At 68.5% G+C, this 22,869-nt stretch carries 19 protein-coding genes; 11 read left to right on the forward strand and 8 right to left on the reverse strand.

The annotated features are described in order from the left end of the window. Nucleotides 1-8: 8 nt before the first annotated feature. Nucleotides 9-1,529 (reverse strand): xylulokinase, encoded by a 1,521-nt coding sequence (gene xylB, locus AUL34_RS10985; protein ID WP_061933757.1) that lies wholly within the window; start codon nt 1,527-1,529, stop codon nt 9-11. 4 nt (nt 1,530-1,533) lie between these two features. Next, a complete protein-coding gene (locus AUL34_RS10990; RefSeq protein ID WP_061933758.1) occupies nt 1,534-2,991 on the reverse strand; it encodes an aldehyde dehydrogenase in 1,458 nt (485 codons plus the stop codon). A gap of 760 nt (nt 2,992-3,751) precedes the next feature. On the opposite strand from AUL34_RS10990, the gene dld reads away from it, so the two are divergent. After that, the gene (gene dld / locus AUL34_RS10995) at nt 3,752-5,539 is read left to right on the forward strand and encodes a D-lactate dehydrogenase (protein ID WP_061933759.1); all 1,788 of its coding nucleotides are present in this window, start codon (nt 3,752-3,754) and stop codon (nt 5,537-5,539) included. 384 nt (nt 5,540-5,923) lie between these two features. Here dld and AUL34_RS11000 read toward each other — a convergent pair whose 3' ends face one another. The 6 genes from AUL34_RS11000 to AUL34_RS11025 are packed head-to-tail and all read right to left on the reverse strand — an operon-like array spanning nt 5,924 to nt 11,057. Beyond that, nucleotides 5,924-6,697 carry an SDR family NAD(P)-dependent oxidoreductase gene (locus AUL34_RS11000; RefSeq protein ID WP_061933760.1) on the reverse strand — a complete coding sequence of 258 codons (774 nt, stop codon included), beginning with the start codon at nt 6,695-6,697 and terminating at the stop codon, nt 5,924-5,926. Nucleotides 6,698-6,716: 19 nt separating this feature from the next. Next, on the reverse strand, nt 6,717-7,598 hold the full coding sequence (locus tag AUL34_RS11005; protein WP_061933761.1) for an SIS domain-containing protein: 882 nt from the start codon (nt 7,596-7,598) through the stop codon (nt 6,717-6,719). Nucleotides 7,599-7,655: 57 nt separating this feature from the next. Next, nucleotides 7,656-8,540, reverse strand: coding sequence for an MBL fold metallo-hydrolase (locus AUL34_RS11010; protein ID WP_061933762.1), 885 nt, complete (start codon nt 8,538-8,540; stop codon nt 7,656-7,658). Then, on the reverse strand, nt 8,537-9,463 hold the full coding sequence (locus AUL34_RS11015) for an NAD(P)-dependent oxidoreductase (protein ID WP_061933908.1): 927 nt from the start codon (nt 9,461-9,463) through the stop codon (nt 8,537-8,539). The genes AUL34_RS11010 and AUL34_RS11015 overlap by 4 nt, the downstream gene beginning before the upstream one ends. A 5-nt stretch (nt 9,464-9,468) precedes the next feature. Continuing rightward, a complete protein-coding gene (locus AUL34_RS11020) occupies nt 9,469-10,431 on the reverse strand; it encodes a shikimate dehydrogenase (protein WP_061933763.1) in 963 nt (320 codons plus the stop codon). Further along, on the reverse strand, nt 10,428-11,057 hold the full coding sequence (locus AUL34_RS11025; RefSeq protein ID WP_061933764.1) for a glucose-6-phosphate isomerase: 630 nt from the start codon (nt 11,055-11,057) through the stop codon (nt 10,428-10,430). The genes AUL34_RS11020 and AUL34_RS11025 overlap by 4 nt, the downstream gene beginning before the upstream one ends. 269 nt (nt 11,058-11,326) lie before the next feature. Between AUL34_RS11025 and AUL34_RS11030 the strand changes: the two genes are divergently transcribed. The 10 genes from AUL34_RS11030 to AUL34_RS11075 all read left to right on the forward strand — a co-directional run bounded on the left by AUL34_RS11030 (nt 11,327) and on the right by AUL34_RS11075 (nt 22,822). Next, complete coding sequence (locus tag AUL34_RS11030; protein WP_370539042.1) at nt 11,327-12,271, forward strand: substrate-binding domain-containing protein; 945 nt, start codon at nt 11,327-11,329, stop codon at nt 12,269-12,271. A gap of 78 nt (nt 12,272-12,349) precedes the next feature. Next, a complete protein-coding gene (locus AUL34_RS11035) occupies nt 12,350-13,867 on the forward strand; it encodes a sugar ABC transporter ATP-binding protein (protein ID WP_061933766.1) in 1,518 nt (505 codons plus the stop codon). Beyond that, nucleotides 13,864-14,853 (forward strand): ABC transporter permease, encoded by a 990-nt coding sequence (locus AUL34_RS11040; protein WP_061933767.1) that lies wholly within the window; start codon nt 13,864-13,866, stop codon nt 14,851-14,853. Before AUL34_RS11035 ends, AUL34_RS11040 begins: the two co-directional genes overlap by 4 nt. A gap of 7 nt (nt 14,854-14,860) precedes the next feature. Beyond that, on the forward strand, nt 14,861-16,369 hold the full coding sequence (locus tag AUL34_RS11045) for an FGGY-family carbohydrate kinase (RefSeq protein WP_061933768.1): 1,509 nt from the start codon (nt 14,861-14,863) through the stop codon (nt 16,367-16,369). Nucleotides 16,370-16,405: 36 nt separating this feature from the next. Then, nucleotides 16,406-17,164 (forward strand): SDR family oxidoreductase, encoded by a 759-nt coding sequence (locus AUL34_RS11050; RefSeq protein WP_061933909.1) that lies wholly within the window; start codon nt 16,406-16,408, stop codon nt 17,162-17,164. Between the two features lie 96 nt (nt 17,165-17,260). After that, the gene (locus AUL34_RS11055) at nt 17,261-18,394 is read left to right on the forward strand and encodes a glycerol dehydrogenase (RefSeq protein WP_061933769.1); all 1,134 of its coding nucleotides are present in this window, start codon (nt 17,261-17,263) and stop codon (nt 18,392-18,394) included. A 26-nt stretch (nt 18,395-18,420) separates the two neighbouring features. After that, entirely contained in the window at nt 18,421-19,437 is a 1,017-nt protein-coding gene (locus AUL34_RS11060) for a galactitol-1-phosphate 5-dehydrogenase (protein WP_061933770.1), read from the forward strand. A 9-nt stretch (nt 19,438-19,446) separates the two neighbouring features. Then, nucleotides 19,447-20,967, forward strand: a complete 1,521-nt coding sequence (locus AUL34_RS11065) for a ribulokinase (RefSeq protein ID WP_061933771.1) — start codon at nt 19,447-19,449, stop codon at nt 20,965-20,967. Beyond that, nucleotides 20,964-21,953 (forward strand): sugar-binding transcriptional regulator, encoded by a 990-nt coding sequence (locus tag AUL34_RS11070; RefSeq protein WP_061933772.1) that lies wholly within the window; start codon nt 20,964-20,966, stop codon nt 21,951-21,953. The genes AUL34_RS11065 and AUL34_RS11070 overlap by 4 nt, the downstream gene beginning before the upstream one ends. 107 nt (nt 21,954-22,060) lie before the next feature. Then, nucleotides 22,061-22,822, forward strand: coding sequence for a DeoR/GlpR family DNA-binding transcription regulator (locus AUL34_RS11075; RefSeq protein WP_061933773.1), 762 nt, complete (start codon nt 22,061-22,063; stop codon nt 22,820-22,822). Nucleotides 22,823-22,869: the final 47 nt, after the last annotated feature.

Genomic DNA, 22,869 nt, shown 5'->3' on the forward strand with positions numbered 1-22,869 from the left:
GCCTTGGATCACGGGTCCAGGCGCGGGTGGCCAAGATCGGTCGAGGCCTGCGCGAGGGCGGAATGAAGGGTGCGGTAGATGCGGTTCGCGGCCTCGTAGACGGTGCCCGTATCCGGGTTCGGCTCGTCGCGCGTCACCGCGCGGCAGACGGCGGCGGCGCTCGCGGCGTCCGTCCAGACACCGATGCCGACCCCGGCCAGAAGCGCCGCGCCGAAGGCCCCGCCTTCCGCCGCGCCCTCCGTCGTCACGACGTCGCAACCGAAGAGGTCGGCCTGCATCCGACGCCAGAGCGGCGCGCGGGCGCCGCCGCCCGACGCCTTGACGATGCCGCGCCCGATGCCGGCTTCTTCCATCACGGCGAAGATGTCGAACAGCCCATGCACGACGCCTTCCATCACGGCGCGCGTCATGTCGGCTGCCCCGTGCCGGGCCGTCAGGCCGACGAAGGCGCCGCGGGCGGCGGGGTCGGGGTGCGGGCACCGTTCGCCGAAGAGATAGGGCAGGAAGAGGAGGCCCTTTGCGCCGGCCGGGCTCGTTGCCGCGCGCGCCACGAGGGCGTCGAACGAGGGGGGCTCGCCACCCGCGAAGTCGGCGGCGAGGCCCCGGAACCAGCTCATCGCCCCTCCCGCGTTCAGCGAGACGCCCATGCAGTGCCACTTGGCGGGGTCGACGTTGCAGAAGACCTGAAGCCGGCCGCCGGGATTGTCGCTGGGCCGGTCGAGGGCGCAGGCGACGATGCCGGCCGTTCCGATGGTGGTCTGGATCTCGCCGGGTGCGATGACGCCCGATCCGAGCGTCTGGATCACCGCGTCGCCGCCGCCGCCGACGACCGGGATGCCCTCGGAGAGCCCAAGCAGCGCCGCGCCGGACGCGCTGAGGCGCCCGCTCACCGTGGCGGATTCGTGGGCCGGCGGCAGGAGATCGGGCGAGAGGTCGAGGCGGTCCAGAAGTTCGGCCGACCAGCGGCGTGCGCGCGTGTCGAAGAGACCCGTGCCGGAGGCGTCGGAAACCTCGGTCGCGCGTTCGCCCGTGAGGACGAGGCGGAGATAGTCTTTCGGGTTGAGGACATGGGCGAGCCGGCCGAAGAGTTCGGGCTCGTGCGCGCGCATCCAGAGGATCTTGCCGCCGGTATAGCCCACGAGCATCCGGTTGTTGGTGAGCGCGAGAAGCGCCGCCTCGCCGCCGGCCCGCTCCGTCGCTTCAGTGCATTCGGCGCCGTTGCGCTGGTCGTTCCACAGGATCGCCGGGCGCAGCACGCGGTGCGCCGCGTCGAGGGCGGTGAGCCCGTGCATCTGGCCGGACAAGCCGATCGCCTTCACCGACAGGCCCGGTTTCTCGGCGAGAAGGGCCCCGACGGCGCGGCGCGCGCCATCCACCCAGTCGGCGGGATCCTGCTCGCTCCAGCCGGGCCGCGGCTGGGACAGGGGATAGGTCTCGGTGCGGCTTGCCAGCACCGCGCCGTCGAATCCCGCCAGAAGCGCCTTGCAGCCGGATGTTCCGATATCGATCCCGAGGAGGCACTCGGTCATGGGATCAGCGCGCCTGGTCGTAGCGGATGCGGATGTGCTTGAAGTTCAGATACTCCAGCATTCCCTCGCGACCATGCTCGTAGCCGACGCCGCTCTGCTTGCGCCCGCCATAGGGCGCGTTCATCACGCCGGCATCGACGTTGTTCACCGCGACGTTGCCGTAGTCGAGCCTGCGCGAGAGGGCGCGCACCTCGTTCATGTCGCGGGCGTAGACATAGGAGGCGAGGCCGTAGGGCGTGTCGTTGGCAAGGTCGGCTGCTTGCGTCAGCGTGTCGAAGGGCGCGACGCCGACGAGCGGACCGAAGGTCTCCTCCGTCATCACCTTCATGGCGTGGGTGCAGTCCGCAACGACGGTCGGGCGGAAGAAGTGCCCGCGCGAGAAGGCCTCGCCCTCCGGCGCCGAGCCGCCCGCTACGAGCCGCGCACCTTTCTCCAGCGCGTCGGCCAGATGCGCCTTGGTCTTCTCCAGCGGCTCCGCCGAGGCCATGGCCCCGAGATCGGCGTCGGCCTGTTCCAGCCCGTTGGCGATGGTCAGCTTGTCCACCACCACCTTCAGCTTGTCGAGGAAGGCCTCGTAGTGCGGCCGGGCGACGTAGATGCGGTTCACCGCGATGCAGATCTGGCCCATGTTGCGGAAGCCCCGCCGCGCGGCGCCCTTGGCCGCGGCGTCGAGATCGGCCGAGGGCGCGACGATCAGCGGGCAGTTGCCGCCGAGCTCGAGCGACATGCGCCGCACGATCGGGGTCGTGCGCTGGATATGGAGGCCGACGGCGCTGGAACCGGTGAAGGCGATCTTGTCGATGTCGTGGTGCTCCACCAGCGCCTGTCCGACCTTCGACCCCTTTCCGGTGACGATGTTGACGACGCCGGCCGGGATCTTCGCCGCGATGCAGGCCTCGGCGATGGCGAGCGCGGTGAAGGGCGTGAGCTCGGCCGGCTTGATGACGACCGTGCAGCCGGCAGCGAGCGCGCCGCAGAGCTTCCAGCCGATCAGCTCGGCCGGATAGTTCCAGGGGGTGATCGCACCGACGACGCCGATCGGCTCGCGCACCACCATGCTCTCATGGTCGGTGGTCGCGCCCGGCACGATCTCGCCGTGCACGCGCTCGGCCTCCTCGGCATAGAAATGGCAGGCTTCGGCAAGCTTGAGGATCTCGCCGCGCGCCTCGTTGAGCGGCTTGCCCTGCTCCGAGGTCATGATGCGCGCCATCGTGTCGGCGCGGGCCGCGATCACGTCGCCGAGCCGGTGCAGGGCGGCAGAGCGTTCCTTCGGCGCAAGCATTGCCCAGGGTTGAAAGGCCGCGCGCGCTGCCGCGACGGCAGCGTCCACCTCGGCTCCGGTCGCCGCGGCGATACGGCCGATCACCTCTCCTGTCGCCGGGTTCTCGACGGGCAGGGTCTCGCCCGCTCCCCGGCGCCACTCGCCGGCGATGAAGAGCTGGGAGTCATAGGCTGCGAGCATGGTGCGTCCTGAGATCTCGTATGCCCGACGGCGCGCCGCCGGCTGCTTTCGCTTCGATCTAATATAGCTTTACTACATACCGCAAGCGGGAAAACGATGGGGATCGCATCGAGCCCTGGAAGGACGAAACCGGTTGTCAGGCATGGCTTATGTGTAGAATTCCTGTTCGATGCGCTATTCCATCGTCCCAGTGGACGCTTGCTCATTCCGGCAACCCCCGCTATCCAGACGCTCGACAGAATAGTTTTGCTACGTTCGAGATTTAGATGCTCCCAGATAGGTCGGACGGCTCCACACTGGTCGGACCCGTCTGGCGTCCGGGCCCTGGCGGCTCCTCGGTCGCAATCCTCAGCGGTGGCTCGGTGATCGAGGTCATGCCATTCGCACCGACGAGGGCTGATCTTCTCGACGCCGACTCGACTGCCCGCTTCGATACACCGACGGGCGAGGACCAGGGTGCGGTCGATGCTTTGCTGCACAAGCCCGTCGAGATCGGCCGAGAAGGGAGCGCGCCTCACCTTCCCGCCGCGCTCCAAGAACCCGGCCTACGTGTTCATTGCCGGGAACTGCCCGTCGCTGCCGGCGACAGCCGCCGAAATCGTCCGCGTCCTCATCCTGCGATGAGGGGCTCGTTATCGTCCCGAATGATACCCGCCTTGCCGGATGAAGATCTTAGTTCGTGCTGCCCGCCCCGGGGGTGGCCTCCATCCGCTGCGGCGGCAGGAAGCCTGTCCGGGGAACGATCGAAAGACTGGCCTTCATGACGACGACCCTGATCGACCGGCTGCGCACGATTGCCGGCCCGACCCATGTCCATGTCGGCACGCGTGCCACGCGCCGCTTCCGGAAGGGCTACCGTTACGGCGACGGCACGATCGCGGCGGCCGTGCAGCCCGGAACGCTCGTGGAGCAGTGGCGCGTTCTGCAGGCCTGCATCGCGGCGGACGTCGCCATCATCATCCAAGCCGCCAACACGGGCCTCACCGGGGGCTCGACGCCGTTTGGCACCGGCTATGACCGGCCGATCGTCATCGTCAACACAATGCGACTGAAGCGCATCGACGTCATCCGGGACGGGGCGCAGGTCGTCTGCCTGCCCGGCGCGACGCTGGAAGGCCTCGAGCGGCTTCTCAAGCCTCTCGGCCGTGAGCCGCATTCGGTGATCGGATCAAGCTGCATCGGTGCCTCCGTCACCGGCGGCATCTGCAACAATTCGGGCGGTTCTCTGGTGCAGCGCGGGCCTGCCTATACCCAACTCGCCCTGTTTGCGCGCGTCGATGAGGAAGGACGGCTCGAACTCGTCAACCATCTCGGTGTCGAACTGGGGGAGGCCGCGGAAGACATTCTCGCACGGCTGGATGCCGGCACCTACGGTCCGGCCGACATCCACGAGGAGAACGGCGCCTGGGCGTCCGACCGGGAGTACGCCACCTATGTGCGCGACATCCACGCCTCGACGCCCGCCCGCTTCAACGCCGATCCCCGGCGCCATTACGAGGCGTCCGGTTCAGCCGGCAAGATCGCCGTCTTCGCTCTGCGCATGGATACGTTCGTCGCCGAGCCACAGGAGCAGGTCTTCTATGTCGGGACCAACGACCCCGCCGTGCTCCAGGATATCCGCCGGCACGTCTTGAGCCGGTTCCGGCATTTGCCCATCGCCGGCGAATACATGCATGCCGACGCATTCCGCGCCGCGCAGACCTACGGCAAGGACCTGTTCGTCTTCATCCGCCGCTTCGGCTCCGTGAACGTGCCGCGCGCTTTCGCGGCCAAAAGCTGGTTCGACGGGCTGACGGAATCGCTCGGGCTCGGCAAGACGCTATCCGACCACCTCCTCCAGGGTCTATCGAGGGTCCTGCCGCAGCACCTGCCGGACCGCCTCCTCGCCTATCGCGACCGCTACGCCCATCATCTCATCCTGCGCACCGGAGGCGCGGGCATCACGGAGATGCACGACTACCTCTCGTCGATCCTTCCAAGCGATCCCACGGCTTCGAGCGAGCCCGGATCGGTCCGCGACGGCGGGTTCCTCGAATGCACGGCGGACGAGGGGCAGGCCGCGCTTCTCAACCGCTTCGTGTCGGGTGGGGCGGTGGTGCGCTACCGCGCGGTCCATCGCTCGCGCATCGAGGACATCGTGGCCCTCGACGTCGCCCTGCCGCGCGACACGCAGGACTGGTTCGAGACGCTTCCCCCTGAGATCGATGCGAAGATCGCGCTGAAATTCTACGTCGGCCACTTCCTCTGCCAGGTCATGCACCAGGAATATCTCGTCCATAAGGGCGTCGACTGCGAGGCGCTGGAACACGCGATCCTTGAGACCCTCGACGCGCGCGGCGCGGAATATCCGGCGGAGCACAATGTCGGGCATCTCTACGAAGCCAAACCGGCGCTGAAGGCCTTCTACCGCCAGCTCGACCCCACCAACGCCTTCAATCCCGGCATCGGCAAGACCTCGCGCCTTCGCCGCTGGGCTGGGGTGGACACCACAGGCACGCACGCATCACAAGGATGCGGCTGCGGGGCGACAGAGGATCGCCCATCGTAGCCTCCGCCGGAGCATGCGGATGTCTGGTCCTGCGAGCGGACAGAAGACGAACCGGTGTCGAGTGAAGCCTCGCCACGGTCGACCAGGGCTTGGGATCCGGTCGGCCTACGCCCCGAAGTTTTCCATGTCCGCTTGCAGGAAGGCGAGGTGTGCGGGGCACGTCCATGACGGGCGGAAAGCGGGCTCGCCGAGAGCGTTTAGAAGTTCGACATACGGGCGGCAGGGTTCAAGGACGACTTCTGTGAATGCTGAAGAGGCTCCTCCTCGAACGGGATGACGGCCCGGAGGATCGTCCGACCGACAGGGCAGGGCGCGAACCGGTCGCGAGCTGTTGCCAGCGGCCGGCCTCTGCCATCATCTGAAAGGCTCATTCCGCCTGGCGCGTCACCAGCAGCTGTACCCGCCGTCGGCTGCGACGATCGACCCGGTCATCAGGCTCGACGCCTCGGAGGCGAGGAACAGGATCACCGACGCGATCTCGTCGGTGCGGCCCATCCGGCCCATCGGCGTGCCGCCGATCCAGTGCTTCATCAGTTCCGGGTCGTCGTAGACATAGGCGGTCAGCGACGTCTCGATATAAGTGGGCGCCACGGCGTTGACGCGCACGCCACGCGACGCCCATTCGGCGGCGAGCGACTTCGTCAGGTGATGCACGCCCGCCTTCGAGGCGTTGTACTGCGCCTGCTCCTGCGGCCGGTTGACGACGAAGCCGGACATCGACCCGACATTGACGATGTTGCCGCTGCCGCGTTCCAGCATCGAGGCGCCGAAGGCGCGGCAGCACCAGAAGAGCCCGTTGAGATTGACGTCGACGACCTTCAGCCAGACATCGTCCGTCATGGTTTCGGCCGGGCGATTGCTGATGGCGATGCCGGCATTGTTGACGAGGATATCGACGTGGCCGTGCTTTTGCAGAATGGCCTGCCGCACGCGCTCGACGTCGTCGGACCGCGTCACGTCGAGGCTCATCCCCTCGGCCGAGCCGCCCGACTGGCGGATCGCATCGGCGGTGTCCTCCGCCGCCGTGCCGTTCATGTCGGTGACGACCACATGGGCGCCGGCCTCCGCCAGCGCCTCGGCGGTCGCCCGGCCGATGCCTTGCGCCGCGCCGGTGACGACGGCGATCCTGTCCGTCAGCTTGAAGCGTTCGAGATACAAGAGACTTCCTCCGGTTTCATCATTCGTCGGTGAGACGAAGGTTGTTCAGCCGCCGCTTCATGAGGTCGAAGCGGTCGGCGGCGCCATCGCTGCGGCGGAGCGCGACGGCGGTCGACAGGATGTCGATGACGACAAGCGCGGCGATGCGCGAGATGGTCGGCGTGTAGACGTTGGTGTTCTCCAGCGTCTCGACGACGAGAGCGATGTCGCAGAGGTCCGCAAGCGCGTTGCGCGAGCCGGTGATGGCGATCACCTTGGCGCCGCTCTCTCGCGCGACGGTCGCGATCTCGATCAGCGAGCGGGTGCGCCCGGTGTTGGAAATGACGACCGCGACGTCGCCCTCGCGCATCACCGAGGCCGACATGATCTGCTGGTGGGAATCCAGCTGCGCCCCGCAGGGCACGCCGAAGAGCGGGAACTTCTGCTGCGCGTCGCGCGCGACGATGCCGGAGGCGCCGAAGCCGAAGAACTCGATCGAGCGGGCCGTCTCGAGGAGCGCGATCGCGGCTTCCATCGCCTGCGGATCGAGATTGCGCCGCGCCCAGTCGAGGCTGGTGATCGTGTAGTCGAAGATCTTCTCGACCACCGAAGCGGGGGGATCGGTCGGCAGGAGCACGGAATGGGTCGCCGGCGTGCCGAGCGCGAGGCCGTGGGCGAGACGAAGACGGAAGTCCTGATAGCCGGCGCAGCCCAGCGCATTGCAGAACCGGATCACGGTCGGCTGGCTGACGCCGGCTTCCGCCGCCGTGTCGGCGAGCGTCGCGCCGAGCACCCGCTGGGGATCGGCGAGCACGAGATCGGCGACCTTGCGCTCGGATTTGCGCAAGGTCCCGTGGGACGTGCGCACGACGTCGAGGATGTTGCGCAAGGGGCCCTGCGGCTCCGTGTCGAGTTCCGTCAAGCCGTGCCTGCTCCATGCCGTTTCCGGGCGGAGAATGGCTGCGTGTTCCATCCGTCGTCAACCGAGCCGGGGCGCGGCGCACAGCCGATATTCGAGCCCGGTTCGCGCCCGCTCCATCCTGAGGGGGGACACCGTGGCCGCGAGGGCATCGATGGCTTCCGGTTCAGCCGTGTTGAAGGCGAACAGGCCGTAATGGTGGGCGAGCATCGCGGGGATGCCGGCCGCGCGGCAGAGCGCAGCCGCCTCGGCGGCGGTGAGGTTCCCCGCGACCCCGGCGGCCGTGAGGGCGGCGCTTCGGCCGTTGACCGGCAGGAGGGCGAGGTCCGGCCGGAGCGCTGCGACCTCCTCCGCCTGTCCGGGAAAGGGGACGGTGTCGCCCGAATGGAAGACGGTGACGCCTTCCGCCTCGATCGCGAACCCCAGGAAGCGGTGGCGCCCGTCCGCGTCCCGCTCCAGCGTCTCGTGCGCGGCGCGTGTCACGCAGATCGCCACGCCCGGCAGGATCTCGTGTCGCTGTCCGGCATCCACGGCGAGAAGCCGGTCCGCTTCGATGCCGGCGCGCCGAAGCGCTTCGCCTCGTTCCGCGGCCGGCGCGACGAAGCGAAGATCGTCGAAGCGCCGTGCCAGCGGCTGCAGGGTCTCCGGGTCCATGTGGTCGGTGTGGCGATGGGTCAGAAGCACGGCGTCCACCCGGCCGATCGTCTCCGGCGCGACCGGGGCCGGCATCATGCGCTCGTGCGGGGTGGCGCTGCCCGCATATTTCGCCGCCAGCGAATCCGACAGGTAGGGGTCGATCAGGAGACGCCGTCTGGCGGCTTCCAGGACGAAGCCCGCCTGGCCGAGCCAGAACAGGGCGACCTCGCCCGCCTCCGCCAGCGGCTCGCGCGCCAGGCGCTCGGCGAGACTTGCCGAAAGCGCAGTGGCGGTGAGGCGGGCGCTCAAGGCCGCAGCGTCCGAAGGAGGTTCTCCACCGCGAGTTCCGTGACGCGATCGACGCTTTCCTGCGTGAACCCGCCGATATGGCTCGTCGCGATGACGCGCGAATGGCCGGGAAGGCGGTGCGAGCGCGGCGGCTCCTCGGGAAAGACGTCGGTGGCGTAGGCGAAGACCCGGCCGCAGTCCAGGGCCTCGATCATCGCGTCCTCGTCCACGAGGCTGGCACGCGCCGTGTTCACCACGATCGCCTCGTCGCGCAGCGCGGCCATCGCTGCCCTGTCGAGAAGCGGCCGGTTGTCCGGCATGGACGGGCAGTGGAAGGTGACGAGATCGGACTCCCGGAACAGGGTTGGCAGGTCGGTCCAGCGCAGGCGATCGCCTGATATGGCGAGGGCGGGCCGCGCCGGATCGTGGCCAAGGATCGAGGCGCCGAGCGCTGCGAAGAGCCGGGCGACCTCGCCGCCGATGGCGCCGCAGCCGACGACGCCGACCGTCCGCCCGCGGATCTCGCGCCCGCGCCGGCGACGCCATTCGCCGCCCTTGAGGCCGTGGTCGGCGAAGGGAATCTGGCGCAGGGCCGAGAGGGCGAGCGCGATCGCGAGTTCCGCGACGCCGGCCGCATTGCCGCCGTCCGCCCGGCAGACGGCGACGCCCCGCGCGGCCAGAAGCGGCATGGGCAGGTTGTCGACGCCGCTGCCGTTGCGGCTGACGACGCGCAGCGCGTCCGCCGCCTCGATCGCTGCGGCCGATACGGGCTCGACGCCCGCGAGCCAGCCGACCGTGCCGGGCAGAAGCCGGCGCAGCTCCGCTTCGTCCGGCAGCGCGTTCGGGGTGCAATAGACGACGTCGAAGCGCTCCGCGCGCAAGCGCTCCACCGCCGGATGCGGCGCGGCGGTGAGCGAGCGCGGCGTGACGAGAATCCGCTCCACCGCGTTCACGCTTTCGAAGCGCGCGTCGCGATCGCCGAGATCTCGTCGAAACGCGGACCGCTGGAGGGGATATCGATGTGGAAGACCTCCGCGATGACCTGCGTCCAGCCGTAGAGGAAGTAGGTCCAGCCGTCCTCGACCTGAAGCCGGCGCGGCTCGGCCTGGGCTCGTGCCTGATCGAGGAAGACGAGGTCACCGCGATAGTTGAGGTCCCAGGCAATGCCGGCCTCGGGGAACACGGCGGCGTCGCTCAAGGGAGAGCCCGGCGCGTCCTTGCCGAGGCCCGTTGCGTTGATCACGAGCGAGCCGGGCTTGAGGGACGCCAGGACCGCGTCGTTGTCCTCAGGCCTCGGCGCGAGCGCGTAGTCGACGGGCACGTCGGAGCCGATGGCCTCGTGGATGCGGCGGATCTCGTCGAGCCGTCCCTGGCTCCGGTTCGACACAAGGATGCGCGACGGGCGGTCCGCGCCCCGGCTCGCCTGCATCATGTGCCAGGTGAGCGCGATGGTGGAGCCGCCGGCTCCCATGGAGAAGAGTTCGGCGCCGGTCCGCTCGAAGTGGCGCTCCGGCAGGAAGCCGTCCAGCGCAAGGCCGGAGGTGATCGGGTCCTTGGCATGGCAGACGAGGCGACCGCCTCGCTTCGAGATGCAACTCGTCTCGTCCATCAGCCGCGCGTGGGGATCGATCTCGTCGAAGAGATCGTGGGCGGCCTTGAAGAGATCGATCTTGTGCGTCGTCACCAGCGCGCCGACCGAGTTCGGATCGTCGCGAATGAAGGCGACGACCTCGCGATAGGCGGCGGGATCGGCGTGCAGGGGCAGGTCGATCCCGCGTATCTCGGCGTCGAGGCCGAGATACTGACCCCAGGCCGGAAAGACCTTCATGATGGAGCTTTTGCCCGTGGTGACGCCGACGAAGTAGAAGGTCGGGCGTGCCGCGGGCGGGTAGGGCGATCGGATCGTCGTCATGCCGCCTGCCCGTAGAGCGAAGCCACGAGGTCGGCGGGGCGCGGGCGCCAGGAGGTGTTGTCGACCGCCGTCCAGCCGCCCGCCCCGTCGTCGACGATGCGCTGGCGCATGCCGCCGGCCTTCGCGATGATGTCGTAGTCCTGGCCGGAATCGGCGGGATAGGCGAAGGTCATCACCAGGTCCTCGGCGCCGACATTCACCGAGCGGTGGATCCAGAAGGGCGGCACGTAGCAGACGGTGCGCGGCCGCATCTCGACCACGCGGACCTCGCCGTCAGGCGATTCCAGCAGCATCAGGCCGTACCCGGCCTCGCCGTAGTACATCTCCGGACGGTTGGCCTTGGCGTGGATATGGCCACGCGTCAGGAAATACTCGCGCCCCACCTTGCCGGGGATCATGCGCGTCACCCCGATGATCATGTCGCCGGCGTCGGACGAGGGCTTGTGGTCGGTGACCTCGTACATGACGGCGTCGGCGCCGCGCTCGGCGAGGAGGCGCTCGAAGGCAGCGTCGTCCTCGTAGAGTCCCTGGAGGTCGCCGAGCGTCTTGCGGTATCGCGTGCCCGCGCCGCGCAACTCGCCGGCCACGGCGTCGACGGTGAAGATTCCTGGCTCGCGCAATTTCATCCCGGGTCCTCCAGTTTGTAGAAATGCTACAAATAGAACGGGACGAACGCAAGGGGGTGCCTTCCGCAGACGGTCGCCACTCTACCGCTGCGCGATAGAAACGGTTATTGCAGCGCAATAACTCCCACATACGAACAATCCGATCACGGATGTGCGGATCTGGAGGGCTTGACGGTCTCGTACCAATGTAACTACGCTACAAGAAGGGCTGAGGGAGACACGCCCTTTTCGTGGAGGAACTGATGAAGACGTTGTCCCTTTCGGGCTGCATGCTCGCCGTCGCATGCGTCGTCGGCACCGCCGGCTCCGCCAGTGCGGCCGACTGCAAGGTGGGTGTCGCCATGTACACCCTCAGCGCGCCCTATTTTGCCGCCCAGCAGGCCGCCGCGCTCGACCAGGCCCAGAAGGCCGGCTGCGAGGTCTCGACCTCCGATGGCCAGAACGACATGAACAAGCAGATCGCCGACGTCGAGGACATGGTCGCCAAGGGCGTGAAGCTCCTGATCCTCAATCCGCGTGATCCCGAGGGCCTCGTCGCCGCCGCCAACGCCGCCTCCGCCGCGGGCGTCAAGGTCGTGGTGATGGACTCGTCCATCAACACCAGCGCCAACGTCGTGACGCAGGTGCGCTCCTCCAACGACCAGAACGGCTATCTCGTCGGCCAGTGGCTCGCCAAGCGGATGCAGGGAACGCCGATGAAGATCGCGCTCCTCTCGGGATCGCAGGGCAACGAGGTCGGACGCGACCGCCGTCTCGGCGTGTTCAAGGGTGTCGTCGAGGGCCAGCTTACCAACGAGGGCAAGTCCACCTTCGAGGTCGTCGGCCAGGGCTGGGGCAGTTGGGAGCAGGAGGGCGGCCTCAAGGCCATGGAAGACCTTCTCACCGCCCATCCGGACGTCAACGTCGTGATCGGCGAGAACGATTCCATGGCGCTCGGCGCGATGAAGGCCCTCGAAGGCGTCGGCTCCACCGACGTCCTCGTGCTTGCCGCCGCCGACGGCCAGAAGGAGGCGCTCGCCGCCATCAAGGAAGGCAAGTACGGCGCAACCGGGCTCAACGACCCCGACCTCGTCGCCCGCACCGCCGTCGACATCGGCCTGAAAGCGATGAACGGCACGCTGGAGGCCGACTTCCCGAAGCTGAAGCTCACCGACCCGGCCGTGATCACGAAGGAGAACGTCGACAAGTACTACCGCGCCGACGCGGTGTTCTGATCGGTCCTTCGTAAGGCCTGACAGGGCGGCGGCTTCCAACGGGCCGTCGCCGCTTCCATGGTTCATGCGGGAGACGTCATGACCGAACTCGCCCGATTGTCGGCCATCACCAAATCCTTCGGCGGCATCCACGCGCTGCGCGGCGTCGATTTCGACGTGCGCGCCGGCGAGGTGCATTCGCTGCTCGGCGAGAACGGTGCCGGCAAGTCGACCCTGATGCGGGTGCTGGGCGGCGAACTGACGCCGACGAGCGGCACGGTCGAGGTCGGTGGCGAGACCGTGACGATGCGCGACCCGCGCGAGGCGCGGGCGCGGGGCATCGCCGTGATCCATCAGGAACTGGCGCTGGCCCCCGATCTCACCGTCGCGGAGAACATCTTCCTCGGTGAATTGCCGGGCGTCATTTCGTGGGGCGCTTTGAAAGGCCGCGCCAAGGCGCTTCTCGACCGGCTGGGTTTTGCCATCGATCCCGGCCGCACCGTCGGCAGCCTCGCGGTCGCCCATCAGCAGGTGGTCGAGATCGCCAAGGCCCTTGCGCGCGAGGTGCGCATCATCGTCTTCGACGAGCCGACCGCCGTCCTGTCGGCGCAGGACGCCGAGCGTCTCCACGGCATCATCGCGGGCCTTCGCAGGAACGGCGTCGGCATCGTCTACATCTCCCACCGCCTCGACGAGGTGATGCGCATCTCCGACCGCATGACCGTGATGAAGGACGGCCAGCTCGTCGGGACGGTCGAGGCGTCCTCCATCACCGTGGACGAGCTGATCCGGATGATGGTGGGGCGGCCGCTCGCCGCGATGTTCCCGGAAAAGGGCCGGCGCGCCATCGGCGAGACCGTCCTGGAAGCGACGAATCTCCGGCGCGGCGCCAAGGTCCGCGGCGTGTCCTTCTCGGTGCGGGCCGGCGAGGTGGTCGGCCTCGGTGGCCTCGTCGGCGCGGGCCGCACCGAGGTCGCGCGCCTCGTCTTCGGCGCCGATCCCCTGGAGAGCGGGGAGATCCGCCTCCGCGGCAGACAAGTCCGCTTCGCGAGCCCGCGCGACGCGGTGCGCGCCGGCATCGGCCTCGTGCCCGAGGATCGCAAGCACGAGGGCGTGGTTCTCGACAACGCCATCCGCATCAACGCCACCATGGCGCGCATGACGTCCGTCACGGGGCCGCTCGGCTTCCTCCGGCGCGGGCGGGAACGGGCGATCGTCGAGGACCTCGGCCGGTCGCTGCGCCTGAAGTCGGCCGGCGTCGACGCGCCGGTGTCGAGCCTGTCCGGCGGCAACCAGCAGAAGGTGGTCCTCGCCAAGTGGTTTCACGCCGAGGGCGACGTCATCATCCTGGACGAGCCGACGCGCGGCGTCGATGTCGGCGCCAAGACGGAAATCTACGCGCTCGTCCACAAGCTTGCCGAAGCCGGCAAGGCAGTGCTCGTCATCTCCTCCGAACACCAGGAGCTCTTCGGCCTGTGCGACCGCGTCCTCGTGATGAGCGAAGGCGAGATCCGGGGCGAACTCCTGCCCGAACGCTACAGCGAGGAAAACCTCCTGTCCCTGGCCATGATCCGATCGGTGGCCGCTTCCCAGACGATGCAGGGTGACGCAGCATGACCACGGTCTCGCAGACGCAGAGCCGCGAAACACGCAAGGTCGATTTCGCGAACGTCATCCAGCATTTCGCGACGCTGGCGATCTTTCTCGTGCTGGTCGTCGCCGCGAGCGTCTGGTCCGACGCCTTTCTCAGCCGCGTCAACATCCTGAACGTGCTGCGACAGGTCGCCGCCGGCGCCGGCATCATGGCCGTCGGCATGCTCTTCGTCATTCTGACGCGCGGCATCGATCTTTCGGTCGGCTCGATCGCGGCGCTGGGCTCGGTGCTGACCGCGCACTTCATCCACTTCATGGGCTTCGGCCAACCGGCGTCCATCGCCTTCGTCATCCTGGCCGGCATGGGTTGCGGACTGGTGACGGGCTTCTTCGTCGCCTATCTGCGCCTGCCGTCCTTCGTCATGTCGCTGGCGATGCTCGCCATCGCACGCGGCCTCTCGCTGATGATCTCCGACGGGCGGCCGATCCCGCTGGGCGAGGCGGGCGCGGCGATCTCGAACTTCGGCTCAGGGTTCGCCTTCGGTCTGCCGCTGCCGGTCTGGCTGATGTTCGCCGTCTTCCTGATCGGCGGTCTCGTCCTGAATTTCACCCGCTTCGGCCGGATCGTGAAGGCGATCGGCTCCAACGAGGAGGCCGTGCGCCTCTCCGGCATCGCGGTGCCGCGCTACATCCTCACCGTCTACGTCGTCTCCGGAGCGCTCGCGGCGATCGCCGGCATCATCTCGACGGCCCGCACCGGCGTCGGCTCGGCGCAGGTCGGCGTCGGCGCCGAGCTCAACGTCATCGCGGCGGTGGTGATCGGCGGCGCCAGCCTGATGGGCGGTCGCGGCGGCGTCATCAACACGCTGCTCGGCGCGCTGATCATGGGCATCATCGCCAACATCATGAATCTCGGCGGCGTGCCCGGCTACCACCAGCAGGTCTACATGGGCGTCATCATCGTCATCGCGATGCTGCTGCAATACGGAACCGGCCGGCTGAAGGTCTGACATCGCCATGGCCGCGCGCGATCTCACGCTGTCGATCGATGTCGGAACGGGCAGCGTGCGCTCTGCCCTCGTGGATGGCTCGGGCCGCATCCTCCACGTCGTGGCCCGCGAGCACGACCAGATCGTGCCGGCCTTCGGCTGGGCCGAGCAGCGCGCCGACGACTGGTGGACGGGCGTCGCGCAAACGGTTCGTGGCGTCCTTGCCAAGGTCGAGGGCGGTCGGGACCGGGTCGCGGTGGTGGCCGCCTGCGGCCAGATGCACGGCACGGTTCTGGTCGACGGCAACGGCCAGTTGACGCGAAGCCACGTGCCGCTCTGGAACGACAAGCGCACCGCCGGGCTCGTCGCCGAATTTGAGCGGGCCTTCCCGGACGCGGACTATCTCACTGCTAGCGGCAATCCGCCGACGCCGGCCTGGCCGGGCTTCAAGCTGCAATGGCTGCGCGACAACGATCCAGCGGCTTATCGCGCCGCCGAAACGCTGCTGATGCCGAAGGACTTCATCAATCTCCGCCTCACGGGCGAACGCGCCATGGACACCGGCGACGCCTCCTGCTCGTTCCTGATGGACCCCACGACGAGGAACTGGTCGGACGCGATGCTGGCGCGGCTTGGCCTCGATCGGGGCCTCCTGCCGCCGATCCGCGAGCCGATGGAGATCCTGGGCGCCGTCAGTCAGCAAGCCGCTGGGGAAACCGGCCTCACCGAGGGAACGCCCGTTCTCGTCGGCGGAGCGGACTATCCGGTGGCGCTGCTCGGCTCCGGCGTCTGCCGGCCGGGCCTCGCCTCGGACGTCACGGGCACGTCCTGCATCCTGACCCTGATCGCCGAAAGGCCGCTGCTCGATCCCGAAATCTGCAATGTCGCGACGGTCGAGGGCCATTGGGGCGCGTTCGTGCTTCTGGAGACCGGGGGCGACGCGATGCGCTGGGCACGCCGGGCCTTCCACGAGGGCGCTTTGAGCTACGAGGACATCGTCGCGCGCGCGGCGGAAGCCCCGGCCGGCGCCGACGCCCTGTTCTTCGTGCCCTACCTCACCGGCGAGCGGCTCGGGCTCCACCGCAATGCGCGGGCGCAGTTCTTCGGCCTTGGCGCAGGCCATGGCCTGGCGCATCTCCACCGCGCGGTGATGGAGGGCGTCGCCTTCGCCTCGGCGCGGCATCTCAAGGTCATGGAAGCGGCCGCCGGAACGCGGCTCGAACGGGTCGTCGCCTCCGGCGGCGGCGCCAAGACCGCGCTGTGGCTGAAGATCAAGGCGAGCCTCTACGGCATCCCGGTCGTCGTGCCCGAAGAGGCCGAATGCGGCCTCGTCGGCTGCGCCGTGATGGCGGGCGTTGCGACCGGCCGCTTCCGCGATGTCGAGGAGGCGGTGTCCGCGCTCGTGCGCCACACAACGGAGATCGCGCCGGATCCGGCCTGGGCCGAGCGTTACGCCCGCATGCAGCCGATCTTCGACCGGCTCTACCGCGGGGCCCAGGACTTCTACGACGACCTCGACCGTCTCGCCGCCGACTGAGGCGGACAGAACGGCTTTTCGCGGAAAGAAAGCATGATGCAGGAAATCACATCGACCTTCCGACCGGACCTGTTCGCGGGCAAGCGCGTCCTCGTCTCCGGGGCCTCCACCGGCATCGGTGCCGCCATCGCGCGCGGCTTCGCCGTCCTGGGCGCGGAGGTCGTCGCCACCGGCTCCTCGCCGCACAAGCTCGACGCCGCGAGAGCAGATCCCGCCAACGCGGGCATCCGCTTCGAGCAGCTCGACGTGCGCGACCGCGCCGCTGTCGACGCCTTCGTCGGGGCGCTGCCCTCGCTCGACGTCCTCGTCAACAGCGCCGGCATCGTGAAGCCCGACCTCGAATACGAGGAGGAGCCTTATCTCGAGGTCATCGACGTCAATCTCAACGGCGCGATGCGGCTCTCCATGGCCGCCTATCCGCTGCTCAAGGCTTCGCGGGGTGCCATCGTCAACACCGCCTCGATGCTGAGCTTCCTCGCCGACGAGCGGGTGCCGGCCTATGGCGCCTCGAAGACCGGAATCATGGGCCTGACGCGGGCGCTGGCCCACCGCTTCGGCGCGGACGGCATTCGCGTCAACGCCATCGCTCCCGGCTACCACAAGACCGACATGACCAAGGATCTCTGGACCCATGACGAGCATGGCCCGACCATCGCCCGCAAGGCAGCGCTGAAGCGCTGGGGCACGGTCGAGGATCTCGTCGGCACCGTGGTATTCCTCGCGTCGCCCGCCTCCGTCTTCGTCACGGCGACGACCCTGCCGGTCGACGGCGGCTATGTCGTCAGCGGTTGGTGACGCCGATTCACATTTGTGATTTACATAAGCATCCGTGAAAACTAGGGTGGAGCCCGCGCTGGCCGGAGCCAGCGCGACTCACCGGAAAGGACGCCCATGACGACCGCCATTGGATGGCAGTCCGCGGAAGGCCGCGCCTATGGCGGCCCGGGACGCTACGTGCAGCGCGCCGGCGAGATCGACCGGTTGGCCGAACACTTGCGTGATCTGGGCCCGCGGCCGTTCCTGCTGGTCGACAGGATCGTGGCCGAACATCATGACGCGGCGATCCGCCGGTCCTTTGTTGAGGCGGGGGTCGAGGCGCGGATCGAACTCTTCGGCGGCGAATGCTGCACCGAGGAGATCGATCGCGTGGCGGCGCTCGTCGCCGAGGCGGGGGCCGATGTCGTCGCCGGCGTCGGCGGCGGCAAGACGGCGGATACGGCCAAGGTGGCCGCCGTCCGAAATGGCGCGCGCATCGCCGTCGTGCCGACCATCGCCTCGACCGACGCGCCCTGCAGCGCCATCGCGGTCCGCTATTCCACCGAGGGCGTGATGCAGGAGGCGATCTCGCTGCCGCGCAATCCGGACATCGTGATCGTCGACAGCGCGCTCGTCGCCAAGGCGCCGGCGCGCTTCCTCGTCGCGGGCATGGGCGACGCGTTGTCGACCTATTTCGAGGCTCGCTCCAATCTGGAGTCCCGTTCGCCGAACTTCATTCGTCCCTATCTCCCGGCGCCGCTCGCCGGCATCGCCATCGCCCGCACCTGCCATGAGGTGCTGATGCGCGACGGCCTCGCCGCCAAACTCGCCGCCGAGCGCGGTCTTCTGACCCCGGCGGTGGAGAACATCATCGAGGCGAACACGCTCCTGTCCGGTCTCGGCTTCGAGAATTGCGGCGTGTCCGGCGCGCACGGCATCCATGACGGCCTGACGGTGCTGCCCGAGACGCGCCGCTTCTTCCACGGCGAGAAGGTCGCCTTCGGCACGCTCTGTCTCCTGATGCTCGAAGGGCGGCCACTCGCCGAAATCGAGGAGGTGGCAGGGTTCTGCCGCGCGGTGGGCCTTCCAACGACGCTCGCCGACCTTGGCCTCGATCAGACCACGCCGGACGACATCCTGCGCGTCGCCGAGGCTGCGCTGAAACCCGGTGCCATCATCTGCCGCGTGGCGACACCGCTGTCGCCGACGATCGTGCGCGACGCGATCCTCGCCCTCGACGCCTACACGTCGCGCCTCCAGGCCGCCTGACATCTTCCGACAAGGACACCAAGACCATGCGCGCAGCCGTCATGTACACGCCGGGCGACATCCGCCTGGAAGACGTTCCCAAGCCGGTCGCCGGCCCGGGCGAAGTGCTCCTCAAGGTCGATGCGGTCGGCGTCTGCGGGTCCGACCTGCCGCGCATGCTGACGAAGGGCGCGCACAAGATGCCGATCATCTGCGGCCACGAGTTTTCCGGCCGCATCGAGGCGCTTGGGGAGGGGGTCGAGGATTTCCGCGAGGGCGAACTCGTCGCCGTTGCGCCCCTGATCCCGACCGACCCTTGCGACCAGTCGCTGACCGGCAACTTTTCGCGGGCGCGCAACTACGATTATTTCGGCAGCCGCCGCGACGGGGCCTATGCCGAATATGTCGCCGTGCCGACCGGCAACCTCCTTCATGCGCCCGCCGACGCCGACCCGCGCGCCGTCGCCATGACAGATCCCGCTTCCATCGCGCTCCACGCGATCTGGAAGGCCAAGCCCACGATGGGCGACCGGGGCGGCGTCATCGGCTGCGGCCCGATCGGCCTCTTCGCCATCCAGTGGATGCGCATGATGGGGTGCACGGAGATCGTCGCCGTGGACGTGTCGGAGCGCAAGCTCGAACAGGCGCGCGAGGCCGGAGCGACCTACACCTATCTCGCCGGCGAGACCGTGCCGGCGGACCACGCCTGCGACCTCATCATCGAGGCGGCGGGCCATCCCTCCTCGATCAACGCGGCCGTGCGCATGGCCGCGCCCGGCGGTCATGTCGTCTTCATCGGCATTCCGGTCGCCGACGTGTCGCTCGAGAACAAGACTTTCCAGCATTTCCTGCGCCAGGAGGTCTCGCTGCACGGGTCCTGGAACTCGTTCGGCGCCCCGTTCCCCGGCAAGCAGTGGCGGGTGACGCTGGACGCGCTCGTCACCGGCAAGCTGAAATGGGATTTCATGATCAGCCACGAACTGCCGCTGGAGGAGCTTCCCGCCATGTTCGAGACGCTGAAGGGCGGACACGACTTCTTCTCCAAGATCATGTTCCGGCCCTGAGGCGCTGGGATGGCGCTCCTCCTCGGCCTCGATTTCGGCACCGGCGGCGTCCGGGTCGGCGTCTTCGATCTCGCCGCCCGGCGCATGCTGGCCGAGCGGGAGGAGCCCTATGCGACGCGCCATCCGCAGCCCGGCTGGGCCGAGCAGGCGCCGGCCGACTGGTGGGAGGCCCTGGGGCGTGCCTGCCGGGCGGTGATGGCCGATCTCGGGTCACCCGAGATCGCCGGCATCTGCGCGGCGACGACCGCCTCCACGGTCGTCGTCTGCGGCCGCGACGGCACGCCGCTGCGCCCGGCGCTGCTCTGGATGGACTGCCGGGCGGCGGCCGAGTCCGACCGCACCGCGGCGGCCGAGCATCCGGTCCTCGGCTTTTCCGGCGGCAGCGACGCCGCCGAGTGGCTGGTGCCGAAAGCCATGTGGCTGAGCCGGCACGAGGCGGAGACCTACGCCCGCGCCGAGGTGATCTGCGAGTGCCTCGACTGGATCAACTTCCAGCTGACCGACGCCTGGGTCGGCTCGCGCATGAACGCGACCTGCAAGTGGAATTTCGACAGCGTCGAACACCGCTTCCACGACGATCTCTTCACCGCGCTCGGTGTTCCGGATCTCGCCACCAAGCTGCCGCAGCCGATCCTCCCGGTCGGCGCCCCCATCGAACGCCTCGGGGTGGTCGCGGCCGACCATCTCGGCCTCCGCAACCGTCCGGTCGTCGCGCAGGGCGGCATCGATGCGCATATCGGCATGCTCGGGGCGGACACGATGGCGTCGGGCGATCTCCTGATGATCGGCGGCACCTCGGTCGTCCACCTCTTCCAGCTGACCGAGGAGCGGCCCGTCACCGGGTTCTGGGGGCCCTATCCCCATGCGCTGGTTGACGGTCACTGGCTGGTGGAAGCCGGCCAGGTTTCGGCCGGCTCGGTCCTGTCCTGGTTCTCGCGCGAGATCTTCGCCCTGGACGGGACGGGCCACGACGAACTCTGCGAGGCGGCGAGCCGCATCCCGGTCGGCGGCAGCGGCCTTCTGGCGCTCGACTACTTCATGGGCAACCGCACGCCCTATCGCGATCCGCACCTGCGGGGCGCGGTGCTCGGTTTGTCGCTCGGCCACGACCGTGCGGCGCTCTACCATGCGGCCGTCGAAGGCGTGGCGCTCGCCTCCGCCAATGTCCTGAAGCGTATGGACGAGCTCGACGTGCCTTGCCGGCGGATCGTCACCTCGGGCGGCTATTCGAAGAATCCGCTCTGGCTGAAGGCGACGGTGGACGCCATCGGCCGGCCGGTGGAACTGCCCTCGCGGGCCAACCTGACGATCATCGGCGCCGCGGCGTCGGCCGCGGCGGGCGCCGGCCTCGTGCCGGACCTTCATGCCGCGGCGAAGGCCGTGGTGCAGCCCGGCCGGATGATCGAGCCCGATTTGGCGGCCCATGCCCGTTACAACGAGCTTCTCGGCGACTATCTTGAGGCGACCGAGCTTCTGGCGCCCCTGTCGCGCCGGCTCGCCGCGCGCCAAAGGGAAAAGCCGCCTGCATGAGCCTCGAACCGGTGGATCGCGACATCCAGTTCCGCTCGATATCGGGCGAGCAGCGCGAGTCGCTGATGATCCAGGTCGCCAAGCGCTACTACGACCTCGGCATGACCATGGCGGACCTTGCCAAGGAACTGGGGCTGACGCGCTGGCAGGCGAGCCGCCTTCTGACGGAAGCCCGCGAGAGCGGCATCGTGCGCATCGAGATCATGCCGCGCGCGCCGCGCCTGCCTTCGCTCGAGAGCCGCCTCCAGCGTCGATGGGGTCTGAAGGAGACGGTCGTCGTCGCGATCGATGGCGAGACCGACGAGCGTCTCGTGCTCAACGCCGTCGCCAAGGGCGCCGCGCAGTTCATCGCAGGTCTCGGCCGCGTGCCGCTGATCGGCGTCTCCTGGGGGCGCACGATGAGCGCCGTCGCCGGCCATCTGCCGCCCTTCTGGAACGAGGGCGTCGAGGTCGTGCTCCTCAACGGCGCGATGAACATCCGCGCGCCTTCGGTGCGCACCAACAACACGGCCGAACTCTTCGCCCGGTCCGCCAACGGCACGGCGACGCTGCTTCCCGTCCCCGCCATTCTCGGCCATGCCGCGACGCGCCTGGCGCTCGAACAGGACCCAACCATCGCCGGCGTTCTCGATCTCGGCCGCCGCGCGCCCGTCATCTGCTTCGGCATGGGCACGATCGGGCCGGACTCCGTCCTCGTCCAGTCGGGCTTCGTCACGCAAGCCGAGACGGCGGCGCTCCGGGGCAAGGGCGCGGTCGGCGACGTTCTCAGCCGCTACATCGACGAGAACGGCGGGATCGTCGACCCGGCGATCGACGAACGCACGATCGCGCTCGATCTGCGCCTCGCGCTCTCGCGCGACCTTTCGATCGGAATATGCGCCGGCATCGCCAAGCGCGCGGTGGCGCTTGGCTGTCTTCGCGCCCGTTATCTCAACGTCCTCGTGACCGACGAGGAGACGGCCCTGTCGCTGCTCGACGAGGCTTGAGCCTTCGTGTGACCACGGGACTGGCATTTGTCACGATCCTAACATAATCTCGCTCGATGTGGGCGCGACCGGCATGATGGCCGGCCGCGCGGATGGTTCGGCGAGACATGCGAAAATCGAAGGCGAGCAGGATCGAAAGTCTCGGCGAGGCGCTGAGCGTGCGCGGGGTCCTGCATCTGCGCGAGGCGGCCGATCTTCTCGGCGTGTCCGAAATGACCGTGCGGCGCGATATCGCCGCCCATGGCGAGCGCTTCGCCTATCTCGGCGGCCATATCGTCAACGCCGCCGATCTCGGGACGGGGGGCGGTGCCGGCTCCTATGTGTTCGCCGACGAGGCGGACAGCCATGCCAAGGCCAAGCGCGAGGCATGCGCCCATGCGCTGGGACTGGTGTCGCCCGGCGAGACGATCTTCATCGACTGCGGCACGACGCTCTTCCATCTCGCGGAACTGATTCCGCCGGACATGCCGCTGACGGTCGTCTGCTATTCGTTGAACGTCGCCGATCCCCTGCGCGCCAAGCGCAACGTCCGCCTGGTGCTGCTCGGTGGGGTCTATCAGCCGGGTTCCGATTCTTTTTCCAGCGACGACAGCCTGGAAAGCCTCGGCCGTATCGGCCTGGACGCAGCCTTCGTCTCGGCCGGCGGCATCCATGCCGAGCGCGGGGTGAGCTGCTCGCACTTCCATGAGGTCGCCTACAAGAAGCGGGCGATGGGCGCTGCCTCGCGCCGCTACCTCGTTGCCGACACGAGCAAGACCGGGCGCATTCGCCCGGCCTTCTTCGCAGTCCTTAGTGAGTTCGACGCCCTCGTCACCGAGGACGGCGTGACCGCGGGGGAGGGGGCCGAGATCCCGCGCAAATCGGCTTGACGATCATCGGGAATAGCCGATACAAAAGTCACAAATGAAAGAATCAT

Origin of the sequence: Aureimonas sp. AU22 (genome assembly GCF_001463745.1) — a bacterium.
Taxonomy (GTDB): Bacteria; Pseudomonadota; Alphaproteobacteria; order Rhizobiales; family Rhizobiaceae; genus Aureimonas.

What these genes read in the sequence shown, in the direction of transcription:
- AUL34_RS11035 (WP_061933766.1), top strand. Translation starts at nt 12,350, where the DNA reads ATGACCGAACTCGCCCGATTGTCGGCCATCACCAAATCCTTCGGCGGC.
- AUL34_RS11070 (WP_061933772.1), top strand. Translation starts at nt 20,964, where the DNA reads ATGAGCCTCGAACCGGTGGATCGCGACATCCAGTTCCGCTCGATATCG.
- AUL34_RS11050 (WP_061933909.1), top strand. Translation starts at nt 16,406, where the DNA reads ATGCAGGAAATCACATCGACCTTCCGACCGGACCTGTTCGCGGGCAAG.
- AUL34_RS11065 (WP_061933771.1), top strand. Translation starts at nt 19,447, where the DNA reads ATGGCGCTCCTCCTCGGCCTCGATTTCGGCACCGGCGGCGTCCGGGTC.
- xylB (WP_061933757.1), bottom strand. Translation starts at nt 1,529, where the DNA reads ATGACCGAGTGCCTCCTCGGGATCGATATCGGAACATCCGGCTGCAAG.
- AUL34_RS11075 (WP_061933773.1), top strand. Translation starts at nt 22,061, where the DNA reads ATGCGAAAATCGAAGGCGAGCAGGATCGAAAGTCTCGGCGAGGCGCTG.
- AUL34_RS11060 (WP_061933770.1), top strand. Translation starts at nt 18,421, where the DNA reads ATGCGCGCAGCCGTCATGTACACGCCGGGCGACATCCGCCTGGAAGAC.
- dld (WP_061933759.1), top strand. Translation starts at nt 3,752, where the DNA reads ATGACGACGACCCTGATCGACCGGCTGCGCACGATTGCCGGCCCGACC.
- AUL34_RS11030 (WP_370539042.1), top strand. Translation starts at nt 11,327, where the DNA reads ATGCTCGCCGTCGCATGCGTCGTCGGCACCGCCGGCTCCGCCAGTGCG.
- AUL34_RS10990 (WP_061933758.1), bottom strand. Translation starts at nt 2,991, where the DNA reads ATGCTCGCAGCCTATGACTCCCAGCTCTTCATCGCCGGCGAGTGGCGC.
- AUL34_RS11025 (WP_061933764.1), bottom strand. Translation starts at nt 11,057, where the DNA reads ATGAAATTGCGCGAGCCAGGAATCTTCACCGTCGACGCCGTGGCCGGC.
- AUL34_RS11020 (WP_061933763.1), bottom strand. Translation starts at nt 10,431, where the DNA reads ATGACGACGATCCGATCGCCCTACCCGCCCGCGGCACGCCCGACCTTC.
- AUL34_RS11040 (WP_061933767.1), top strand. Translation starts at nt 13,864, where the DNA reads ATGACCACGGTCTCGCAGACGCAGAGCCGCGAAACACGCAAGGTCGAT.
- AUL34_RS11045 (WP_061933768.1), top strand. Translation starts at nt 14,861, where the DNA reads ATGGCCGCGCGCGATCTCACGCTGTCGATCGATGTCGGAACGGGCAGC.
- AUL34_RS11055 (WP_061933769.1), top strand. Translation starts at nt 17,261, where the DNA reads ATGACGACCGCCATTGGATGGCAGTCCGCGGAAGGCCGCGCCTATGGC.